This is a genomic window from Clostridium mobile (assembly GCF_018918285.1).
Taxonomy (GTDB): Bacteria; Bacillota; Clostridia; order Clostridiales; family Clostridiaceae; genus Clostridium_AW; species Clostridium_AW mobile.
Genome location: NZ_JAHLQF010000003.1, coordinates 299,337 through 322,046 on the forward strand (window position 1 = coordinate 299,337; position 22,710 = coordinate 322,046).

Below are 22,710 nucleotides of genomic sequence, written 5' to 3' on the forward strand. Positions count from 1 at the left end.
ATGGAAGACAGTTCTATAAAAACTTATTTAAATAAATCTTTTAATTCCCACATTTCTTTAGAGGTGTAATCAAATTCTACATTAGATATATTGTTAGAAACTATAGGATCTCGTACATTATCAGGCAACTTAGTATAGTCTTTTTTACCTGGTGAGTAAGATTTAATTATCTTTTGATTTACCTCTAAATGGTCTCTATCGTTTGGTAGGTAAGTTTCTCCTCTATCCATATTTTCTCCTCCTTTTTATTTAATAATATTTTTAGTATTTGACACATGAAAAATACTATTCACATACTTATATAATGGTAAAAGTTAATATAAGCTATTAAAAATGGTAGAAACTAATATAAAAATATTAAAAAAAGAAGGGGAATAAATATTTTTATAGAATAATTAATATATATTAGTAGTTTTGATTAAATAAAAATTATTAAGGAGGTACTTATTATGACAGAATTAAGACAAATTTATAAATGTGAAATATGTGGAAATATAGTTGAGGTAGTTCACCCAGCAGGTGGAACTTTATCATGTTGTGGTAGACCAATGACATTAAAAAAAGAGAATACTACTGATGGAGCAAAAGAAAAGCATGTTCCAGTTGTAGAAAAGGTTGAAGGTGGAGTATTAGTTAAAGTTGGAGAAGTTGAACACCCAATGATAGAAGAACATTACATTGAATGGATAGAAGTTTTAACTGAAAGAAAAACTTATAGAAAATTCTTAAAGCCAGGCGAAAAACCAGAAGCATTATTTAATATCGATGAAGAAATTATAGCTGTAAGAGAATACTGTAATCTTCATGGTCTTTGGAAAAAATAATGTTATTGACAAAAAAAATTATTTATAATATTATAAATTAAAAATATTAACTCAGTGAAGGAAAGTAGTAGGCTTGAAAACAGATTTATAGAGAGTTGTAGCTGGTGAAATTACAATATTTATGATTAAGCTGAATGGGTTCTGGAGAGTCGGGATGAAATTAAAGTAGTTCTAGACGTAGGTCTCACGATATAGAGGCAGGATATTGTTGTATCCTTATAAGGAGGAAGATTAGATCTTTCTTAAAGTTAGGTGGTACCGCGTTACTACGCCCTATAGTTTTGCTATAGGGCTTTTGTTTATTTAATTATATATTTAAAAATTTGATACAGATTAGGAGGAACAATAATGGAGGAAAGCAAAAAGGTTATATTTAGTGGAATTCAACCTTCTGGAAATTTAACTATAGGAAACTACTATGGTGCATTAAAAAATTGGGTTAAGCTACAGGATGAATATGATACTTATTATTGTATAGTAGATTTACACGCTATAACTGTAAAGCAGGAGCCAAAAGAACTCAGGAGAAGAACTTTAGAGGTATTAGCTATATATTTAGCTTGTGGGTTAGATCCAGAAAAGAATACTATATTTATTCAGTCCCATATACCAGCTCACAGCGAAGCTGCTTGGTTATTGAATTGTTTTACTTATACAGGAGAACTGAGCAGAATGACTCAATTTAAAGATAAATCTGCAAGATATGGAGAATCTTCTATAAGTGCAGGGCTACTTACTTATCCAGTGCTTATGGCAGCGGATATATTGCTTTACAATGCAGATTTGGTGCCAGTAGGAAGTGACCAAAAACAACATTTAGAAATAACTAGAGATATTGCTTCAAGATTTAATAATTTATATAGTCCTACATTTAAAATTCCTGAACCTTATATAGGAAAGTCTGGAGCTAGAATAATGGATTTACAACATCCAGAAAAGAAGATGTCAAAGTCTGCGGATAATCCAAATAGCTATATACTTATAATGGATCCACCAGAAGTAATTAGAAACAAGATAAATAGAGCTGTTACAGATACAATAGGGGTTGTAAAATATAGTGATGATCAACCTGGAATTAAAAATTTAATGGATATATTAAGTGTGGCTACAGGAAAAGGTATAGATGAAATAGAGAGAGAATATGAAGGACAGGGATATGCTAAATTTAAAAAGGATGTTGGAGAGGCCATAATAGAAGAATTATTACCAGTTCAAAATAAAGTAAAAGAATATTTGAATAACAAGGACTTATTAGAAGCAATATATACAAAAGGTTCTGAAAAAGCAAACTATGTAGCTAGAAAAACTTTATCAAAAATGCAAAGGAAGATTGGTTTCGTGGCTAAATCAAGGTAGTTAAGTCAAGATAGCAAATTTAATTGACAGTAAAATTACTTAAAGTTAAAATCTATTTAGTACACATTTTAAAAAGAGGAGAGAATATAGTGGAAGATATAGTTAGAGCGATAGAGAAAAGAAGAACCTTTGCAATAATATCTCACCCAGACGCAGGTAAAACTACACTAACAGAAAAACTATTGCTATATGGAGGCGCAATAAGACTTGCAGGGTCAGTAAAGGCTAGAAAGGCTTCAAAGCATGCAGTTTCAGACTGGATGGAAATAGAAAAGCAAAGAGGTATCTCCGTAACCTCATCAGTTATGCAGTTTAACTATAATGGTTATTGTATAAACATATTAGATACACCTGGACACCAGGACTTTAGTGAAGATACCTATAGAACATTAATGGCAGCGGATAGTGCAGTAATGGTTATAGATGGAGCTAGGGGTGTTGAAGAACAAACCAAAAAGTTGTTCCATGTATGTAGCCTAAGAGGAATTCCTGTATTTACTTTTGTAAATAAAATGGATAGAGAAACAAGGGATCCTTTTGAACTTATGGAGGAACTTGAAACAGTCCTTGGGATAAGATCCTATCCAATGAACTGGCCTATAGGTTCAGGTATTGATTTTAAAGGTGTTTATGATAGAAATAAAAAGGTAATTGAAGTGTTTAACGATGGTAAACATGGTCAAACGAGAGTTGAAGCTCTTGAAGGAACTGTTGATGATCCTGTATTTAAAGATTTATTAGGGCAACCTCTTCATGATAAATTGATTGAGGACATAGAACTTTTAGATATAGCTGGAGATGATTTTGATTTAAACAAGGTTAGAAGTGGTGAGTTAACTCCTGTATTTTTTGGTAGTGCATTAACTAATTTTGGAGTAGAACCATTTTTAGAAGAATTTTTAAATCTAACACCACCACCTTTAGGTAGAGATTCTAACGTAGGGGAAATAGATGCATTTTCAAATGATTTTTCTGCCTTTGTTTTTAAAATACAGGCTAATATGAATCCAGCTCATAGAGATAGAATAGCTTTTATGAGAATATGCTCAGGTAAGTTCAAAAAAGGTATGGAAGTATTCCATATGCAAGGTGGAAATAAAGTAAAATTAGCTCAACCTCAACAGTTTCTAGCTCAAGATAGAGAAATAGTTGAGGAAGCTTATGCTGGTGATATTATAGGTGTATTTGATCCAGGAATATTTAGAATAGGAGATACATTATGTACACCAAGCAATAAATTTTCTTTTGAAGGAATACCTTCCTTTGCACCTGAGCATTTTGCCAGGGTTAGAACTGTAGATACTATGAAGAGAAAACAATTCGTAAAGGGTATTACTGAAATATCCCAAGAAGGTGCCATTCAGGTGTTTAAAGAAATTAACATGGGATTTGAAGAAATAATAGTAGGAGTAGTAGGGGTTCTACAATTTGAAGTATTAGAATACAGAATGAAAAATGAATATAATGTAGATATTAAAATGGATAGACTACCATATAGATATGTAAGATGGGTTGAGAGTTCCAATTTAGATGCAGATAAGTTAACTATAACTAGTGATACTAAGGTAGTAAGAGATTTTAAAGATAGAGTACTTCTGTTATTCCAAAGTGATTGGGCAATAAGCTGGGCTTTAGACCATAATAAAGATATAGTATTATCCGATGTAGGTAAAAGCGAAGATTAATAAAAATTGCGATACAATTTTTTCAGTAGAAAGTTAAAAAATTGTATCGCAATTTTTTATACTTCCTTTTTTCTACCAAATAACACATCTACAATAAATATTAAAGCAGCTATTAACAATAGAAGGTTTATTAAATTGCCACCTATTCTAAATATCAATCCTATTAACCAAAATAAAACTACAAATCCACCTAGCCATTTAAGAAATATCATATAAAAAACCTCCATTTTAAATTAGGTATCGCAAAAATTAGTATTTGCAAATATGGAGGTAATTATATAAAAAAAATAAAAAGAGAGGTAAAACCTCTCTTATCTTCTTTCTCTTGGTCCATTATTTCTTTCAGCTTTTCTAGCTCTTCTACATTCTGGACATCTTACTGGATCATTTTCAAATCCTTTTTCTTTATAGAATTCTTGTTCTCCTTCTGTGAAGATGAATTCTTTTCCGCAATCTTTGCATTCAATTGTTTTATCAGCCAAAGCAAAAACCTCCTTTTAATCATAGGGTAATTTTTCATGGATAGCTCTCCTATGATAAAGGAGTTAAGTACCTGAGAAATTACCTATATATTTAATAATAAATACAGTTGTAATTATATCATAAAAGCCATTATATATACAATATGGAAAATCAATTTATGATTGATTATTTACTGAATTTTGAGAACTATTGCTTTTAGCCTTTTTTTTCTTATTTTCTCTGTTATTTTTGAAATTAAATATTATTATAGCTAGTAAAGGTATTATAAAAAAGTTTATTAAGGATACATAAGTATATAGATTTAAATACTTAAAAAATAACAGTAAATCATCTGCGATATAATTGGTGAATGCAAAAATGAATAAAGTTATTATATAAATAGTATATTTTCCATCAATTTTTATCTTCTTTAGTGCTTTTAATGTTAATGCTAATACAAGTACATACTTAACATACCATCCTCCTATTGTTTGAAGCATAACGAAAAGCTCTCCACTCTCTAAGAATCTCAAAAAGCTTACTAATTGAGTTTGAGTAAGTTTAGGATAAGATAGATTGTTTAATCTATCAACTCGAAAGGTCATGAGAACTCCTAAAGTAGATACAATTTGCATTTGAATTAAAAAAAGCATTGTTAAAACACCGTGTTTTAATAATTTATCTTTTTTAGCTACATACTCTAAATAGGGATAAGCTAAAGTCACATGGGCATATAAGCCTAATATTTGCAATGTGCAAAGCCAAAATCCCAAAGTAAAAACATTTTGGAACATAGGTAATATAAAAGTTATATGTTTATATGTACTAGTAAGAATAGCTAAATTTATTCCAGCTAATATCATTAATATTATACCTATTATGGTAGTTGATAAAATACTCTTGGTACCTTTTTTTACTATATATATGGCTGGAACTGTCATAAATATTAGAATATACCATATGGGAGTTTCTAGTAATAAATTAGTATGTATTGCACTGGACTCTACTCCTGCACATTCTACTAAAGTTAATATAAGAGATATTATATAAAATATATGAAAAGTGTTTCCTAATATTTTACCAAAAGAAGAACAATATATATCATATAAGTCGTAACAATTTGACTTTTTAAATACCTTAATTGAAAGAATAAAATACAATAATATTATTATAGATGCAATAATTGTGGCAATCCAAGAATCTTTACCTCCATTTCTGATGTAAATGGTAGGATAGGTTTTTTGAGACACTATTACTAATCCCAAAATTATAAAAAACATTTGTTTTGAAGTCATTTTATACATTTACTCACCTTTGAAAAAAAATTTTTATTTATATTATTTACCAATTGCCGAATAATATTCTTAATAACTACAAATAATAATCAAGGGTGAAATTTATGAGTAGATATTTTGAATTAATAAAAGAAAAGTTAAAGGATAATTTTGATCTAAAATATAGAGAAATTGAAACGGTTATAGGGCCAATATACATAATGTATATTGATGATCTATGTAACTCTAGTTTTATAAGCCAGTATATTGTTACTCCAATAATTCAAAACCAAGATAATATAAAAGATATAGATAATTTAAAAAAAGGGATACTCAATGCAAATTCTGTAGATGATATTAATAATTTTGATGAAGCAATGATACATATATTATCTGGAGATGTGCTGATAATATTTGAAAATAGTGAAAACATATTATACTGTGAAGCTAAGGGTTACAGTAAGAGAGCCATATCAACCACTGAAACAGAAAATGTTATAAAGGGACCTAGAGAGGCATTTAATGAATCTTTTGTAGATAATGTAGCATTGATAAGAAGAAGGATAAAAAATGCTGATTTAAAATTTGAGAGTTTTCATATAGGAAAAAAATCAAATACAGTAGTAGTTATGGTCTATATAAAAGGTGTAACGGAAGAGGATTTAATTAATAAAGTAAGAGATAAAATAAATGGAATAGATCAGGATTTTATTTTGGGGTCTAACTATATATCGGAAAAATTCTCTAATAATAAAAGTTTTTTTGATACTACTGGATATAGTGAAAAGGCGGATGTAATATCCTCAATGTTATATGAGGGTAGAATAGGAATTATTGTGGATGGTTCTCCATTTATAATGACTATACCACACTTTTTAATAGAACATTTTCAAGCGCCAGATGATTACTATATTAATAAATATTATTCTAATGTAGCAAGAATATTAAGAGAGTTTGCTTTTTTGATAGCTACATTTTTGCCAGGATTATATCTAGCTATTACAACTTATCATTTTTCTCTAATACCCTCTGTTTTTGTTTTTAGACTTGCAGTATCAAGGGCAGGGGTTCCATTTCCAGCAGTAGTGGAGTTGTTTTTAATGATGTTTTTCTTTGCAATATTAAGAGAGTCTGGAATAAGGCTACCTCAACCTGTAGGTCAAGCGGCTAGTATAGTAGGAGCTCTCATTCTTGGTCAGGCAGCCATAGGTGCTGGTTTAGCATCACAAATAGGATTAATAGTTATAGCAGTATCTTCTATATGTTCTTTTTTAGTTCCTAAACTATATGGACCTATTGCCGCTTGGTCTATAATTATAGTTTTATTCTCTTCCCTTTTAGGATTACCTGGATTTTATATAGTAATGCTTACATTTGTGGCTCATATATCTAGTTTAGAGTCAGTAGGATATCCTTATTTATATCCATTAGGAACATCTAAAGAATTTAAATTTAAAGATATTTTATTTAGAGGAGATTTGGAAAATATATCTAAAAATATAGGTAAGGATGATTTAAATGAAGAAAATATTAGTTAGTTTAATATTATGTATGTGTTTCTTGCTAAATGGCTGTTTTAACTATACAGATATAAATAGAGTATTATTTTCTACTAGTATTATAATTGACATTGACGAAGATAATAACCCTATAGTATATGTGGAGACATTTAAACCCTATAGAAGTGCTAGAAGTGGATCAGAAAAAGGAGAGAGGATTGTATATAAAGGAAAAGGAAAAACTATTTTTGAAGCTATAAGAACTATAGGATTATCCACTAGCTATAAAATAAATGCTACACAAAATAAGGCTTTAATATTTACAGAGAAAGCAGCAGCTTATGGAATACATGATTTTATAGATCTCATAGGCAGGGATCAAGAATTTATACTAAGACAATACGTAGCAGTATATAGAGGTGATGTGGAAAGATTGCTGAGTGCTCATATAAAATCAGAAGAATATATAGGGATATTTATAACGGATTTAATAGATAATATAGGAACATCTTCAAGGGCCATAAAACTTACTATAAATGACTATTTTAATGAAAGATTAAAGCCTGGCCGCACTACTGTAATAACTTTATTAGAAATGAGCAAAGATCAACTAGAAGAGTTGCTAATTATCAATGGCGGAGCAATAATGAAATATGATAAATTAGTGGCTGATATACCACTACATGAAAGTCAAGGATATAATTTTCTTATTAATAGAGTTAAGACTGGAACTTTAGAAATTCCTTATTCAGATGAGGAAAATAAGTATGTAACTTTAGAAATAAAAAATAGCAATACTAAAACTAATATGGAATACGATGGAGAAAACTTAAAGTTGATTAAAACGATTAATGTAAGAACTACTGTTGGCGAAACTCAATCTAAGTTAAATTTTACTCCTGAAAATTTAGAAAATATCTCTAGAGGAGCTGAAGATAATATTATAAGAGCTACTAAAGATGTATTTGAAACATATAAAAATAATAATTTAGATATATTTAATTTAGAGAGGGATTTTAAAATTAGGTATCCTCATGCAAATTCAGAAAATATATTAGAAAAGACTACACTGGATGTAAATGTAAAAGTTGTAATAGAAGGTTCATCTACTAGGCAGGGATTTCATTAATATATGATATAATATAATTAAAGTAACTAGTAATTATTGTATGAGGGTAAATTAATATGGATAGTAAAAAACTTTTGAATTTAATTAAAAGAGGAGAAGGAATAAAATTAGATTTTAAACAAATGTTGGAGTTGGATATAGAAAGCGGTAGAAAAGAATTATCGAAGGATATATGTGCAATAGCCAACTCACGAGGTGGCAGAGGATATTTAATTATAGGAATTGAAGATAAAACAAAAAAGATTATAGGCGTAGATGAAGAAAACTATAGTGAGGAGAAAATACAGCAAATAGTAAGCTCTAGATGCGAACCTCCTATACCTGTTTCATTAGAATTTGTAGATTTAGGTGATAAAAAAATAGCTGTAATAAATATATATGATGGGGCACAGAAACCATATCAATTAAGAGAAAATGGAGCTTTTTATATTAGAAGGGGCTCAACAACGGATACTATGAGAAAAGAAGAAATTATATCTGCTTTAAATGAAAGCTTAAGTTTAAATGTGGAATTATGCCCTGTAGTAAAAAGTGATGTGAGCTTTATAGACAGAAGCTTAGTTCAAAAATACTTCAATTTAAAGAGTATTGAAGTGAATGACAATAATATAATTAATCTTATGGAAAATGCCTCAATAATTACTTTTGATAAAGATTCTAATAAATATCTAGCAACATTAGGGGGCATGTTGGTCTTTTCAAAATATAATAGCATTTTCCTTCCCCATAATATGATTAAGATAATAAACAATGTAAATAAAAATTTTCCTAACAATATAATAATAACTGGTGATTTATTATCTATGTTAGATAAAAGTGAAGAGTGTTTAAGAGAGGTTTTACCTAAAAATTATCCTATTAAAGGTGTTTATGAAGGTTTAACCAATTCAATACTTTATAGAGATTATACTTTATGTTGTAACGAAATAGAAATCATTATAAATCCCAATAGCATTGTTTTAGTGAGTCCAGGTGTAATTATAAACGGTAAAGATATAGAAACTAGTAAATATTTAAAGAGAAATATGTGGATATATGAAAAGCTTATAACTATAGATAACAAAAATAGATTTTTTAATACAGGTAGGGGATTTTTAAGAATGAAGAAATATTTCAAAGGAAAAGGTAAAGTAGTGTTTGTAAACTCAATAAAAGAAAACTCCTTTAAAATTATTTATCCAGGGGTCAGGAGTATTAAGCAAATGTAGAAATATGTAATATAAAAATAGATTTTTGGGCAAAAATGCCCATTTTTTTCATTGCAAAAAAATTCAGAATATTATATAATTTATATAAGAAAACCTTAAAAAATATAGTTAGGGGTGGTAATATGATTCAAGTACTTTGCGCCCAAAGAGGAGCAGGAAAAACAAAGACATTGATAGAGATGGCAAACAATAGGGTAGAAGACAATAAAGGACATATAGTATTTATTGACGATGACAAAAGAATCATGTTTGAACTTCAGAGGGATATCAGATTTGTTTCAACTTGCGACTATAACTTAAGAAATCACCATAGTTTTTACGGATTTTTGTGCGGCATACTTTCAAGTAATTATGATATTGATACCATTTTTGTTGATGGTTTATTTAATATTATAAACCTTGATATAGAGGATGCTGCTTATTTATTTTATGAGTTAGAAATGTTAGAAAAACAATATGACGTTGATTTTCTGATCAGCGTAAATGAGGAAGAAATGCTTGATTGCATGAAGAAATATGTTGTTGATTTGGTTTGTGCTTGATGTAAACATTTTAGTTAGTGAGAAAATAATGTGGATTGATATAGATAATTTTATATGTTTTTACAAAAAGCTGGTGGCAAATATCCAGCTTTTTTTATTTGTAAAAGTTGATAAAAAGAACGTTTATATATATACTATAAAGAAGAAATAAATACATAAAATATACCAGGGGAGGTAGTACAAATGAGTAATGTATATGACATATTATTAGAACGAGGATATATAAAACAAACTACTCATGAAGATGAAATAAAAGAATTGTTATCTAAAGAAAAGATAACTTTTTATATAGGTTTTGATCCTACAGCTGAGAGTCTTCATATAGGACACTTTTTACCACTTATGATGATGTCCCATATGCAAAAGGCTGGACATAGACCTATAGCTTTAGTAGGCGGAGGAACTGTCATGGTAGGGGATCCTTCAGGAAAGACTGATATGAGAAAGATGCTTTCAAAGGAATCCATAGATAACAATGTAGCTTGTATAAAAAGTCAATTATCAAGATTTATAGAATTTGATAATGGCAAAGCTATAATGGCTAATAATGCAGATTGGTTATTAAATTTAAACTATGTAGAATTTATAAGAGAAATAGGAGTTCACTTTTCAGTAAATAGAATGTTAACTGCAGAATGTTTTAAACAGAGATTAGAAAAGGGTCTTTCGTTCTTAGAATTTAACTATATGTTAATGCAGGGATACGACTTTTTAGAACTATTTAGAAGACATGATTGTGTTATGCAATTAGGTGGAGATGATCAATGGAGTAACATGTTGGCAGGAGCAGATTTGATCAGAAGAAAAGAAGGAAAACCTGCTTTTGCAATGACTTGTACTTTACTAACTAATAGTGAAGGAAACAAAATGGGTAAAACTGTTAATGGTGCATTATGGTTAGATAAAGAAAAGACTACTCCTTATGAATTCTATCAATATTGGAGAAATGTTGATGATGCAGATGTAGAAAAGTGTCTGGCTCTATTAACATTCTTACCAATGGATGAAGTAAGAAGATTAGGTGCACTAGAAGGCTCAGAAATAAATGAAGCTAAAAAAGTACTTGCATACGAAGTTACTAAGTTAATTCATGGAGAAGAAGAAGCCCAAAGATCCAAAGAAGCTTCAGAGGCTCTATTTGGTGCTGGAAAGGATATGAGCAATGTTCCAACATCATATATTACAAAAGACAAATTAAATTCCTCATTGCTTGATATTCTTGTTGAAACAAAAATAATTCCATCAAAAGGAGAAGGAAGAAGATTAATACAACAGGGTGGATTAAATATAAATGATAACAAAGTTACAGATGTAAACTTAATAATTACAGAGAATGATTTCGCAGATGGTAGTGTTATAATTAGAAGAGGAAAGAAAAATTATAATAGAATAGTGCTTGAATAAATATAATGAGTTTATCATTATGATAAAAAATATTGATGAAAAATTCAATGAAAAGTTGGAAAACTAATGTCTCATAAGCTTATTATCGATTTGATAATTTTTTTCAAATTGATAATAAGCTTTTTTCTATTATATATTAAAATTCTATAATTTATTATTCTATCCGATGACTACCATCCGTAATACTCCCATCTTCTACGCATAACTGATGCTACGTCCCTGGATAAGTTCTTCTAAGCTTCAGTTGGAGTAAGTATTCCTTTTAAGCAAACTCCATCTGAAGCTAAGAATCACTTGATAGTAATGAAATATAAGTAAATCCAAGATATAACATAAATAAATATAATATTATAAGGAATTGGTATGAAGTTTGCTCTTATATATCAGAAAATATTTAATCTTCAAAATATTATTTTGTAAATTAAGGAGGATATTGATATGTATGACTTAACAATCAAAAATGGGTATGTAGTATCTCCCTCTTCTACAATTAAGGCTCATATAGGTATTAAGAATGGAGAAATAAAATCAATAGGACTAGGAGAAGAATTTGACAATAGTAAAAGAGTAATTGATGCAGAGGGAAAATATATATTACCAGGAGTTATAGATGCTCATATGCATGTAGAAGCACCTTTTCAAGGATGTTTTGGGGCAAATGATTTTTATACTCAAAGTATATCCGCAGCTTTTGGTGGAGTTACCATGATGATGGACTTTACTAATACATTTAAAGGTAACTCTGTATTGGAAGCTGTTAAAGAAAGGCATAAAGAAATGAGCAAATCAGCCATTGACTACAGTATACATGGTAAATTCGTTGAAGCACCACAAAATATAATAGATGAAATAGAAAAAATCGTAGAGTACGGATGCCCTTCATTTAAAATGTTTATGACATATAAAAAAGAAGGGGTTATGTCTGAAGATGAGACATTAATAAAAGTATTTAATAAATCAAAGGAATTAAGCGCACTTCCCATGGTTCATGCTGAGAACAATGCTATAGCGGAATTAAATATTGAAAAATTTAGAGAAGAAGGAAACTTGAGTTGGTCTAAATTTGCAGAAGCTAAACCTATATTATGTGAAGCTGAAGCAGTGAGTAGGTCTATATATTTTTCTAAATATGTAGGAAATGCTTTGTGTATAGTTCACACAACCAATGGGGAAGCTTTGGAGGTTGCAAAAAAGGCTCAAAATAATGGATATCCAATATATATAGAGACATGTCCTCATTATTTAACTATTTTCAAAGATATATATGAAAATTTGGAAAGTGGTCATTTGGCCATTTGTTCCCCTCCATTAAGAACAAAAGAGGAAGCAGAAAATCTGTGGAAGGGTATACAAGAGGGCGTAATATCTATTACTGGATCAGATGATTGTACATATTCAAGAGAAGAGAAATCCATGTTTTTAGAGAAAGATGATAGGGGAAATATAATACATGATTTTACTAAAGTAGTAAATGGACTTTCAGGAACTGAGATAAGATTACCTATATTATTATCAGAAGGAGTATCAAAAGGAAGAATATCAATAAATAAATTGTGTGAGATTACAAGTACTAACATTGCAAGGCTTTATGGATGTTACCCTCAAAAGGGCATATTAGCTCCAGGAAGTGATGCAGACATTGTCATAGTGGATATGGATAAAGAAGTGACTTTATCTCATAACATTCTTCACAATAATATAGATTATTGTTTACATGAGGGAATGAAGGTGAAGGGATATCCTGTAATGACAATAGCTAGAGGTAAGGTTATAGTGGAAAATGGTGAGTTTCATGGTAACAAAGGAGAAGGAAGATTTATAAAGAGAAAAATTGATAAAAGAATATTAGAAAAATTTAGCTTATAGTTTAGTTTAAACTATGTGATATATGAAAAATAGCACACAAAAAATAAAAGATAAAGAAATTTAGGATTATGACTTATTTAATTTTAAATAGGAGGAATAAATATGGAAATTAAAAATTCTCTTACAAGTCCAGAACTTCTACCAACGAAAGATTCGGAAAGAGATATATCTTTATTAGATTTTACACTACTTTGGTCTGGAATGACTATTAATATTGCTGGTTTTGCTATAGGCGCACAACTTTATCCAGGATTGTCACCTATGAAAATTATATATGCTATACTTGTTGCATATTTAATGGTTACTGGTCTATTAGTGTTAACAGGAGATATTGGAATTAAATATGGAATACCTTTTGCAGTATATACTCGAGCTTGTTTTGGATATAAGGGTTCATATATAGCTGGGTTTATAAGGGCTATACCTTGCTTTTTCTGGTTTGGATTTCAAACCTGGGTTGGTGCAATAGCGCTAAATGAAGTTATGAAAATGTTAGTTGGATATTCAAATGTTACATTACTAATTATACTATTTGGGGCAATTCAAATAATTAATGCAATCTATGGATTGAAGGCTATGGCTAAATTTGATTGGATTGCCATACCTACTTTAGCAATAGTATTAGGGGCTATGATGTTTTGGTTACTTAAAACCCATAATGTTACTATTGTTGATATATTAGCTACTCCAGGAGATAATACAGCACCTTTTTCATTTGCGGTGATGGGTATTGCAGGTGGATGGATTACAATGGCTTTGAATAGCCCTGATTTAACTAGGAGCCTAAAGAGAAGTGAAAACTATGAAAATCAGACTTTCTTCCAAAGAAATAAAAATTCCATAATAGCTCAAATACTAGGCCTTGTTTTAGTAGGTACTGCAATATTGTTAGTTGGTATGACCGCAGGAATATTAACTGGGACATGGAATCCTATAGATGTAGTTATAGAAAGCTTTGGTAGTTCTAAACCTGTAGTTTTAGCATTTTGTTTTTTAACAATAGTTTTTGCACAATGGTCCACTAATACGGCAGCTAACCTATTACCACCAGCATACATAATGCTTAATATATTTCCTAAACTAAATTTTGTAACTTCTACAATAATTTCAGGTATTATAGGAATTGTTATTTTACCTTGGAAGTTTGGAAATTATCTTGTTCAATTTCAGGCTATAACATCTGGTTTATTAGGGCCAATAGTAGGTATAATGATAACAGATTATTATATCATAAGGAAACAAAAATTAAATGTTAAAGACTTATATGAGGAAGGTGGACAATATACCTATAAAAATAATTTTAATCCAGCAGGGATGATATCTCTTTTCATATCTTTTGGTATTGCTATGATATTTAGTGATTATGCTTTCTTTATAGGATTTGGACTAAGCGTTGTTCTTTATATAGTTTTAATGAGAACTATGGTTTTAAATAAATATGATCAAAAAATAGGCCAACATATACCATTTGATTAATAATATACTTTATTATTTGGTAGCGTTGCTGCATTTATATGTCAGCATCTAGGAGAGCCGTACGGTATAATGTCCGTTGTATTTGGATTAGTGGTAAGTACAATAGTCTGTGTAAATTAATAAATATATACACAGACTTTGTCTTTGAGTACGCTAATTTTATATGGTTTTATTATGTGATTGTTAAATAGATAAATATGAAATTAAAATCATAGTTTTTATCAATATGATAATTTGTACTGATTAAAATCTACTTATCACAGAGAAGTAATTGAAAAGCAACATTTATCAATATGATAAAAATTATCATATTGATAAGTCAAAAAACATGAGAATTTCATTAAACATATAGGAAGTATAGCTTTTTCTGCATTGGCACGATTATTGCTGTATTTATAAACAATTTAGAATATAACCAAGATAGTTACCTATTAATAAATAGGGATATTAGAACTGATTAGCTATCGGATAAAAGATCTTAAAGGAGGAATTAAAATTGAACAAAAGAATTATATGTAGTAAAAATGCGCCGGCTGCTATAGGGCCATATTCACAAGGGATTGGATTTTCTAACTTAGTTTTTCTTTCAGGACAACTTCCTGTTAATCCAAGTACTGGAGAAATGCCAAAAGGCGTAGAAGAGCAAGCGAAGCAATCCATTGAAAATATTATATCAATATTAAAAGAAGAAGGATTAACTCTTAGAGATGTAGTTAAGACTACAGTATTTTTAAAGAACTTAGAAAATTTTTCAAAGGTAAATGAAATATATGGTGAGTATTTCGAAGGATTCTATCCTGCAAGAAGCTGTGTTGAAGTAGCAGCACTTCCTAAGGATGCAGAAATTGAAATAGAAGTTATTGCAGTGAAAAATGATTAAATAACTGGAGGTAGATAATGATGAAAAAGGAACTAATAAAGTCTGTATTAAATGAGAGAGCGAGAGATAAAGGATATAAAAAAGTTAACACAGACTTTATATCAGATAAGGTTATAGGCAATGTGAGGGATTTTCATAAAAGTTTCTCAGAATACTCAGTTACTCCATTACACAAATTGGATAATTTAGCTAAGTACTTAGGAGTAAATAATATATTTTTAAAGGATGAATCTTATAGATTTGGCCTTAATGCATTTAAAGTATTAGGAGGTTCCTACTCAATAGGAAAATATCTAAGCAAAAAACTTGGAATGGATATATCAGAAGTATCTTTTGACCTATTAAGATCAAAGGAAATTAAAGAAAAGCTAGGAGAAATAACTTTTGTAACAGCAACAGATGGAAATCACGGAAGAGGAGTAGCGTGGGCAGCTAATCAGTTAGGACAAAAATCAGTTGTATACATGCCAAAGGGCTCATCTCTAACTAGATTAGAAAACATAAGAAAAGAAGGGGCTGAAGCAAGTATCATAGATGGAAACTATGATGATGCTGTAAGACTTTCAGATGAAATGGCTAAGAAGCATGGATGGGTAGTAGTTCAAGATACAGCTTGGGAAGGATACGAGGATATTCCAACATGGATAATGCAAGGATATGGAACATTAATCCATGAAGCTATGGAGCAGTTAAATGAAAATGGAGTAGATAATCCAACCCACGTGTTTGTGCAAGCAGGGGTAGGTTCTTTTGCAGGAGCAGTACAAGGATATTTAGCATCAAAATTTGGAGAAGATAGACCGATAACTATTGTATTAGAACCAGATTATGCACCATGCATATACAAATCAGCTAAAATAAATGATGGTAAACCGCACATAGTAACAGGCGATATGCAAACTATAATGGCAGGACTAGCTTGTGGAGAACCAAATACAATAAGCTGGGAAGTATTAAGGGACTATTCAGATGCATACTTCTCTTGTCCAGACTATGTGGCAGCGAGAGGAATGAGAATATTAGCTAGTCCACTTAAGGGAGATCCACAGATAATATCTGGAGAATCAGGAGCCGTTGGAACAGGAGTACTAAGCTTGCTTATGGAAAAGGACTGCTACAAAGAGCTAAGAGAAAAACTAGGATTTAATGAAGATTCAAAGATATTAATAATTAGTACAGAAGGGAATACAGACCCTTATAAATATAGAGATATAGTATGGGATGGAGACAATGCTTCCATTTAGCAATTAATAAAGATGAGGGTTAATGGGAAAAAAATAAATTTTGAAAGGGGACTTTAAAATGTTAACAGTTGAGAAACAAGAAAAGGTAATTAAAATATGTCAAGAGCTTATACAATCTAAAAGTTACTCTGGTGGAGAAGGAGAAGTTGTAGAAAAACTAAAGAAAATATTCAATGAATTAGGTTTTGATAGCTTTTATGTAGATGAATATGGAAACATAGTTGGATGCATAAAAGGAAATAAGCCAGGTAAAAAAGTATTATTTGATGCTCATATAGATACAGTAGAAGTTTCAGATCCATCGAAGTGGACAGTGGAACCATTTGCTGGAGAAGTGAAAGATGGAAAGGTATACGGAAGAGGGGCTTCTGACATGAAAGGTGCCCTAGCAGCTATGATTTGTGGTGCGGCAAACTTTGCAGAAGCTACAGGAAGAAATTTTGCAGGAGAAGTATACGTAGCTGGAGTTGTTCACGAAGAATGCTTCGAAGGAGTTGCAGCAAGAAAAATCAGTGAGAGAGTAAAACCTGATTATGTTGTAATTGGAGAGGCTTCAGAATGTAACTTAAAAATAGGACAAAGAGGTAGAGCAGAAATAGTCGTTGAAACTTATGGAAAACCAGCTCACTCAGCAAACCCGCAAAAAGGAATTAACGCAGTATACAAAGCATCAAAATTAATTAACAGAGTAAGAGAAATGGAAATGACCTATGATGAAGAATTAGGACATGGAATATTAGAATTAGTTGATATAAAATCCTCACCATATCCAGGAGCTTCAGTAGTACCAGATTACTGTAAGATAACTTATGACAGAAGACTTTTGGTTGGAGAAAGTAAAGAAGGAGTATTAAAGCCAGTATTAGATTTAATTGAAGAAATGAAAAAAGAAGATGCAGAATTCGATGCTAAGGCTTTCTACGCTAAGGGAACAGAGAAATGCTATACAGGAGAAATAATTTCTGATGAAAGATTTTTCCCGGCATGGAGATACTCAAAAGAAGATGATTTTGTTAAAAATTCCTATGATTCATTAATAGAATCAGGATTAAATCCTATAGTAACTTACTACTCCTTCTGTACAAATGGAAGCCACTACGCAGGAGAAGCAGGGATAAAGACAATAGGATTTGGACCATCTAAAGAAAATTTAGCTCATACAATAGATGAGCATATTGAAATAGAACAGTTAGTAAAAGCTACTAAAGGATACGAGGCTATAAGCAAAGCTTTATTAAAGTAAAATTTACAGTATAAATTGATTATATATAAATAAGGACACGTTCAATAAGGTACTAAGGATTTAAAACCTCAGTACCTTATTTTTTATATACTTATATATTATATTTCCACATGATTATGGCATCTTCTCTATTATCGCTATAGTAATTTTTTCTAACACCTTCATTGACAAAATCAAATTTTTCATAAAGCTTTTGAGCAATTATATTAGATTTTCTAACTTCTAAGGTCATGCTATGTACTGCATGACTTTTACATTGTTCTATTAATTCTTCTAATAATGCAGAAGCTATACCTATACTCCTATAATTAGGATGAACGGCAATATTGGTTATATGACCCTCATCTAGAATAACCCATATCCCGGCATAACCTATAACTTTATCATCTTTTAATACTACTAAATATAAAGAATTTTCATTAACGATTTCATTTTCTACAGACATTCTGCTCCAAGGTACTGAAAAGGATAAATCATTAATTTCGCATATATCATCTATATGGCCCATATTAGCAATAGAAAATTTAAAGTCCATTTTTATTTTCATACTCTCTTTCTGCTTGAGATTTTCTCAAGTATATAGGAGCAAAGGTATGTATATCTTCACTTATATCAGATTTAATAAGATTTAATCCGATATCTCCTAAAGAGGAGGCCTTTACTACATTTAAGGAAGAAGGGGCAAAATAGATGTTTTTAAGAGAAGTATTTAACTTATCTTTAAACTTTTCAGTGCAATCTCCAATGAAGGTAATTTTTTCATCATAAGTGTTTAAAATAGAGATTAATTCTTCTATAGATATTGCAGAATAATCTATAAGGCATTCTAAAACACCATCGTTAAATCTGTATAAACATGTATAAACATTATCTCTTAATGCATCTAAAATAGGGCATATGATACCATCGGTATAAGCTAAGTTAAATGCAAGCCCATCTAAAGAAGAAACTGAAACAAAGGGCTTTCCTGTACCTTCACTTAATCCTTTTATAGTAGCTGCACCTATCCTAAGACCTGTAAAAGATCCAGGACCTTTAGATACTACAAAACCATCTATATCTTGAATGGTAAGATTTAAGTTTTTTAAAAGATAATCTATCATAGGCATTAAAATAATAGAATGTTGTTTTTTATAATTAAAAACAACCTCTCCTAATAGCTTATTTTCGTCTAATATAGCACATGTAGCGCATTCTGTTGCAGAATCTAAACTTAATATTTTCATAGTTTTATCTCCTTTATGTATTTATATCTATCTCCATAGTAATCTATTGTTATCTTACGGTATTCGCTTTGTTCAGGGATTTTTTCAATTAGTATAGATATATGTTCTCTTGGTATAAGCTCATCTATATAATTTGCCCACTCAATAATACTTACTCCATCAGAAAATATATATTCATCAAATCCAATGGCAGCAATTTCATCCGGATCATTTACCCTATATACATCGAAATGAAATAATTTTATTCTTCCAGAAGTATATTCATTTACTATATTGAAGGTAGGGCTTGTTATATAATCCTCTATATTCAAGCCTTTAGCAATACCTTTTGTCATATGGGTTTTACCCGTCCCTAAATCTCCTATAAGGCATATAATGTCGCCTGGGCTGCAAAGTCTTCCTATTTGCTCACCTATATACAAAGTCTTATCAAGATCATCAACAAAAAATTCCATATATTAACCTGCTTTCTAGTATAGTTTTATTTCAAATATAATAGATACCCATAAAGGCATTTATATTAAATTTCGCTTTATAAACATATTTTAACCAATAAAACGAAAAAAGAAAAGGTAGCATTAAAGTTACCTTTCTCTATTATAAATCATTATATCCAATTGTTTCTTTTAAATAGCCTAAAGCTTTATAACATATTAAATATTTATCAGCCATATCATTCATTATTCTAAAGGTTTTTTCATGAGTGAAGCCTTTTTTATAAGGCCTGTCCTCTGTTAAAGCTTGATATATATCGCAAATTGCCATAATTCTAGATTCCTCACTTAATTCATGGGACTTTAAACCTCTAGGATATCCAGTACCATCTAACTTTTCGTGATGATTGCTTGCCCAATCGCTTATATCGGGAATATCTTCAATTCTATCTAAAATAATTTTAGAATAATAAACATGAGATTTAATAATATTGAATTCATCATTTGTTAATCCAGAATTTTTATTTAATATTTTTATAGGGATGGCAAGTTTTCCTATATCGTGGAGCAAACCTGCAATTTTCATTTTTATGCATTTTTCCTCGTCGTATTTAAGATGTTTAGATACATTATAAGCTAATTCACCTATGTTAAGAGAATGAGAGGCTGTATGGTCATCTTTTTTATCTATTATATCAGAAAAAATATAAGCTACTTTTTCAAATTCGTATAGAGTTAAATTATGATTTATCTTTGGAGCTACATTATCTAAAATAAAATTCATAGAATTTAAATTCTCTAAGTTAAACCAAAATATATCCTTTCTAGAACATCTTAAAAAAGCTTCTGTAATGTTAGAAGGATATACTCTATTGTTATTTTCCTTAATCCACTGTACTATTCTGTCCTTTTGAACTAAGGAGGGTTGAGTTTCATTGAAAAGAAGTTCAATTAAATCTGATATTCTAATTATTTGGCTTTCAAAGGGGATATTTTCTCCACTTAGCTTTAATGGCCCAGATCCATCGTAATTTTCGTGATGATAAAGTATAATATCAGATAAATTATTAAACAAAGGAAATTCCTTTGTTAAACTACTACCTATTATAGAATGTTCATAAATAAAATCATTTGAATAGTGGCTAACGTTGAAGAAGTTAGTGGCACCTATATCGTGTAAAAGTGAAGAGATATAAACAGCTTGGAGTTTATCCTGTGGTATATTTAATTCTTTTCCAATTTCTATAGCTATATAGCATGTTCTAAGTGAATGATTCATAAATTTATGTTTAGAATAATTTATATTAGTTACTTCTTCTATTATATTTGTACCATCAACTGAACTCATTTGAGATAAATCTAAGGCAATGGATATGGCACGAATTACTTTATTTAAGCTAATTTCCATAGGGTACCTCACAAAACTATATTCAAGATAATTTTACCATATAAAATGGTAAGAATAAACATTAATTTGCATTGGACATATTACTTATGTAAAATATATGTAGATTCAATTTGTGAGGTGGAAAAAATTGAAAAAAATTAAATATATAATTATTATGTTAATTTTTATCCTTTTATTATCTGGCTGTGAGAAAATAAATGAAGATATTGAAATAAATTTAAAAGTAAGTAAAGGTAGCGATGTTGTATTAAATATAATGACTACAGATAAATTATTATATTTCATGACTAAAGATATAGTTGGAGATAAACATTTTGTTGATTTTATGTTTAAAAATAGAGAAGAAGAATTAAATTATGTTTTTTCACAAGATGCAATAAATAATATAAGTAAATATGATTTGTTTATATACAATGGTGGAGGATTAGAACCTTGGGCCAGTGATTTTGTAAATAAATTAAGTAAAGGTAAATTAGGAATAATAAATCTTTCAAGAGGAATAAATATACTTTCATATAGTGATAATGTTAAATATAAAAAATATATTTTTAAAGAGAATCCTTACTATTGGATGAATATTGATAATTATAAAATAGCTCTTTTAAATATAAAAAACTCAATACAAGATAAAGATCCTAAAAATAGAGAATTTTATGAGAAAAACTTCGATAATATGGTAAAGGAATTGGAAGAATACGAGAAAAAAATAAAAGAACTATCTGCAAATTTAAAAGAAGCTGAGGTATATTACTCAGAAGAAGATTTAGAATATTTTTTGAAGTATTGCAATATAAAAGGAATTAAGATACCTAAAGGTAAGGGGTTAACGGAAGAAATTAAAGATGACAATACTAATAAAAATAGATTGTTTTTTTACTACAACGAAAGTGAACTAAAAAAGGCAGAGGAAAATATAAAAAAATATAATATGGTACCTATAAAGATTTTAATACACAAAGAAGATGCTCGTTACATTGATATAGTAAAATATAATGTTAATAGCTTAAATAAAGCAGTTTTATCAAATGGGGGTAACCAATAATGTTCTTTTTTGGAATAATGGGTATTGAGGAAAAGAAAAAAAGTATCAAACACATTCAAAATATAATATGTAAGAGCTGTGAGCGTATGTCTACATATGAATTGATTAAAGTATACACTGTTTTTCATTTCTTTTTTATACCTTTAGCTAAGTTTAATAAAAAATATTATGTAATTTCACGATGCTGCAATTCTATATTTGAAGTCCCACAGGACATGGGGGAGCTTATAGAGAGTGGCAAAGAAGTAACCATTGATGATTTTAATTTAAAAGAGTTATATGTTAATAGTAGAAGTGGTAACGTATGTAATTATTGCGGTGGAGTTATAGACAGATCCTTTCAGTTTTGTCCCCATTGCGGTAGAAAAGTTGACTAAGTATAATGTTTGTTAGTGATTAATGATGAAAGAGATATAACTATTATTATTTACTTGTTGCATAGTAGTAAACAGTAGCAAAAAATCCCTTGACAGCATGGCTTTTTTATAATATAATAACCCTTGTCAGT

General features: G+C 29.7%; 23 protein-coding genes and 1 other annotated feature. Of the genes, 15 read left to right on the forward strand and 8 right to left on the reverse strand.

Annotated features, from left to right (window positions below; translation table 11 throughout):
• Positions 1 to 23: 23 nt before the first annotated feature.
• On the reverse strand, positions 24 to 230 hold the full coding sequence (locus KQI86_RS13140) for a hypothetical protein (protein WP_216439836.1): 207 nt from the start codon (positions 228 to 230) through the stop codon (positions 24 to 26).
• 219 nt (positions 231 to 449) lie between these two features.
• Here KQI86_RS13140 and KQI86_RS13145 point away from each other — a divergent pair, with 219 nt between their 5' ends.
• The 3 genes from KQI86_RS13145 (at position 450) to KQI86_RS13155 (ending at position 3,865) form a co-directional block, all read left to right on the forward strand.
• Positions 450 to 824 (forward strand): desulfoferrodoxin, encoded by a 375-nt coding sequence (locus tag KQI86_RS13145; protein WP_216439837.1) that lies wholly within the window; start codon positions 450 to 452, stop codon positions 822 to 824.
• Positions 825 to 869: 45 nt separating this feature from the next.
• Positions 870 to 1,103, forward strand: a binding site (T-box leader).
• Positions 1,104 to 1,172: 69 nt separating this feature from the next.
• Positions 1,173 to 2,180 (forward strand): tryptophan--tRNA ligase, encoded by a 1,008-nt coding sequence (gene trpS / locus KQI86_RS13150; RefSeq protein ID WP_216439838.1) that lies wholly within the window; start codon positions 1,173 to 1,175, stop codon positions 2,178 to 2,180.
• Between the two features lie 89 nt (positions 2,181 to 2,269).
• On the forward strand, positions 2,270 to 3,865 hold the full coding sequence (locus KQI86_RS13155; protein ID WP_216439839.1) for a peptide chain release factor 3: 1,596 nt from the start codon (positions 2,270 to 2,272) through the stop codon (positions 3,863 to 3,865).
• 56 nt (positions 3,866 to 3,921) lie between these two features.
• Here KQI86_RS13155 and KQI86_RS13160 read toward each other — a convergent pair whose 3' ends face one another.
• From KQI86_RS13160 to KQI86_RS13170, 3 genes are all read right to left on the reverse strand, one after another.
• Complete coding sequence (locus KQI86_RS13160) at positions 3,922 to 4,077, reverse strand: DUF5670 family protein (RefSeq protein WP_216439840.1); 156 nt, start codon at positions 4,075 to 4,077, stop codon at positions 3,922 to 3,924.
• A 99-nt stretch (positions 4,078 to 4,176) separates the two neighbouring features.
• Positions 4,177 to 4,347 carry a zinc-ribbon domain-containing protein gene (locus tag KQI86_RS13165; RefSeq protein WP_216439841.1) on the reverse strand — a complete coding sequence of 57 codons (171 nt, stop codon included), beginning with the start codon at positions 4,345 to 4,347 and terminating at the stop codon, positions 4,177 to 4,179.
• Positions 4,348 to 4,503: 156 nt separating this feature from the next.
• Positions 4,504 to 5,631 carry an endospore germination permease gene (locus KQI86_RS13170; RefSeq protein ID WP_216439842.1) on the reverse strand — a complete coding sequence of 376 codons (1,128 nt, stop codon included), beginning with the start codon at positions 5,629 to 5,631 and terminating at the stop codon, positions 4,504 to 4,506.
• 95 nt (positions 5,632 to 5,726) lie between these two features.
• Between KQI86_RS13170 and KQI86_RS13175 the strand changes: the two genes are divergently transcribed.
• The 10 genes from KQI86_RS13175 (at position 5,727) to KQI86_RS13220 (ending at position 18,092) form a co-directional block, all read left to right on the forward strand.
• Complete coding sequence (locus KQI86_RS13175) at positions 5,727 to 7,139, forward strand: spore germination protein (RefSeq protein ID WP_216439843.1); 1,413 nt, start codon at positions 5,727 to 5,729, stop codon at positions 7,137 to 7,139.
• Positions 7,120 to 8,229, forward strand: coding sequence for a Ger(x)C family spore germination protein (locus tag KQI86_RS13180; protein ID WP_216439844.1), 1,110 nt, complete (start codon positions 7,120 to 7,122; stop codon positions 8,227 to 8,229). Before KQI86_RS13175 ends, KQI86_RS13180 begins: the two co-directional genes overlap by 20 nt.
• Before the next feature lie 56 nt (positions 8,230 to 8,285).
• Positions 8,286 to 9,437, forward strand: a complete 1,152-nt coding sequence (locus KQI86_RS13185) for an AlbA family DNA-binding domain-containing protein (protein WP_216439845.1) — start codon at positions 8,286 to 8,288, stop codon at positions 9,435 to 9,437.
• 122 nt (positions 9,438 to 9,559) lie between these two features.
• The gene (locus tag KQI86_RS13190) at positions 9,560 to 9,979 is read left to right on the forward strand and encodes a hypothetical protein (RefSeq protein ID WP_216439846.1); all 420 of its coding nucleotides are present in this window, start codon (positions 9,560 to 9,562) and stop codon (positions 9,977 to 9,979) included.
• A 183-nt stretch (positions 9,980 to 10,162) separates the two neighbouring features.
• Entirely contained in the window at positions 10,163 to 11,383 is a 1,221-nt protein-coding gene (gene tyrS / locus KQI86_RS13195) for a tyrosine--tRNA ligase (protein ID WP_216439847.1), read from the forward strand.
• Positions 11,384 to 11,821: 438 nt separating this feature from the next.
• Positions 11,822 to 13,249: a dihydropyrimidinase gene (hydA, locus tag KQI86_RS13200; RefSeq protein ID WP_216439848.1), complete on the forward strand. Its 1,428-nt coding sequence runs from the start codon at positions 11,822 to 11,824 to the stop codon at positions 13,247 to 13,249.
• Between the two features lie 102 nt (positions 13,250 to 13,351).
• The gene (locus KQI86_RS13205; protein WP_216439849.1) at positions 13,352 to 14,725 is read left to right on the forward strand and encodes a cytosine permease; all 1,374 of its coding nucleotides are present in this window, start codon (positions 13,352 to 13,354) and stop codon (positions 14,723 to 14,725) included.
• Between the two features lie 496 nt (positions 14,726 to 15,221).
• Entirely contained in the window at positions 15,222 to 15,605 is a 384-nt protein-coding gene (locus KQI86_RS13210) for a RidA family protein (RefSeq protein WP_216439850.1), read from the forward strand.
• 20 nt (positions 15,606 to 15,625) lie between these two features.
• Positions 15,626 to 16,849: a diaminopropionate ammonia-lyase gene (gene dpaL, locus KQI86_RS13215; RefSeq protein WP_246582808.1), complete on the forward strand. Its 1,224-nt coding sequence runs from the start codon at positions 15,626 to 15,628 to the stop codon at positions 16,847 to 16,849.
• Positions 16,850 to 16,907: 58 nt separating this feature from the next.
• Complete coding sequence (locus KQI86_RS13220) at positions 16,908 to 18,092, forward strand: YgeY family selenium metabolism-linked hydrolase (RefSeq protein WP_216439852.1); 1,185 nt, start codon at positions 16,908 to 16,910, stop codon at positions 18,090 to 18,092.
• Between the two features lie 91 nt (positions 18,093 to 18,183).
• On the opposite strand, the gene rimI is transcribed toward KQI86_RS13220, so the two are convergent.
• The 4 genes from rimI to KQI86_RS13240 all read right to left on the reverse strand — a co-directional run bounded on the left by rimI (position 18,184) and on the right by KQI86_RS13240 (position 21,160).
• On the reverse strand, positions 18,184 to 18,627 hold the full coding sequence (gene rimI, locus KQI86_RS13225) for a ribosomal protein S18-alanine N-acetyltransferase (protein WP_216439853.1): 444 nt from the start codon (positions 18,625 to 18,627) through the stop codon (positions 18,184 to 18,186).
• Positions 18,617 to 19,318: a tRNA (adenosine(37)-N6)-threonylcarbamoyltransferase complex dimerization subunit type 1 TsaB gene (gene tsaB / locus KQI86_RS13230; RefSeq protein WP_216439854.1), complete on the reverse strand. Its 702-nt coding sequence runs from the start codon at positions 19,316 to 19,318 to the stop codon at positions 18,617 to 18,619. Before tsaB ends, rimI begins: the two co-directional genes overlap by 11 nt.
• A complete protein-coding gene (tsaE, locus tag KQI86_RS13235) occupies positions 19,315 to 19,773 on the reverse strand; it encodes a tRNA (adenosine(37)-N6)-threonylcarbamoyltransferase complex ATPase subunit type 1 TsaE (protein WP_216439855.1) in 459 nt (152 codons plus the stop codon). Before tsaE ends, tsaB begins: the two co-directional genes overlap by 4 nt.
• A 142-nt stretch (positions 19,774 to 19,915) precedes the next feature.
• A complete protein-coding gene (locus KQI86_RS13240; RefSeq protein ID WP_216439856.1) occupies positions 19,916 to 21,160 on the reverse strand; it encodes an HD-GYP domain-containing protein in 1,245 nt (414 codons plus the stop codon).
• 154 nt (positions 21,161 to 21,314) lie between these two features.
• Here KQI86_RS13240 and KQI86_RS13245 point away from each other — a divergent pair, with 154 nt between their 5' ends.
• Both KQI86_RS13245 and KQI86_RS13250 read left to right on the forward strand, forming a co-directional pair.
• A complete protein-coding gene (locus KQI86_RS13245) occupies positions 21,315 to 22,202 on the forward strand; it encodes a metal ABC transporter substrate-binding protein (RefSeq protein ID WP_216439857.1) in 888 nt (295 codons plus the stop codon).
• The gene (locus tag KQI86_RS13250; RefSeq protein WP_216439858.1) at positions 22,202 to 22,579 is read left to right on the forward strand and encodes a zinc ribbon domain-containing protein; all 378 of its coding nucleotides are present in this window, start codon (positions 22,202 to 22,204) and stop codon (positions 22,577 to 22,579) included. The genes KQI86_RS13245 and KQI86_RS13250 overlap by 1 nt, the downstream gene beginning before the upstream one ends.
• Positions 22,580 to 22,710: the final 131 nt, after the last annotated feature.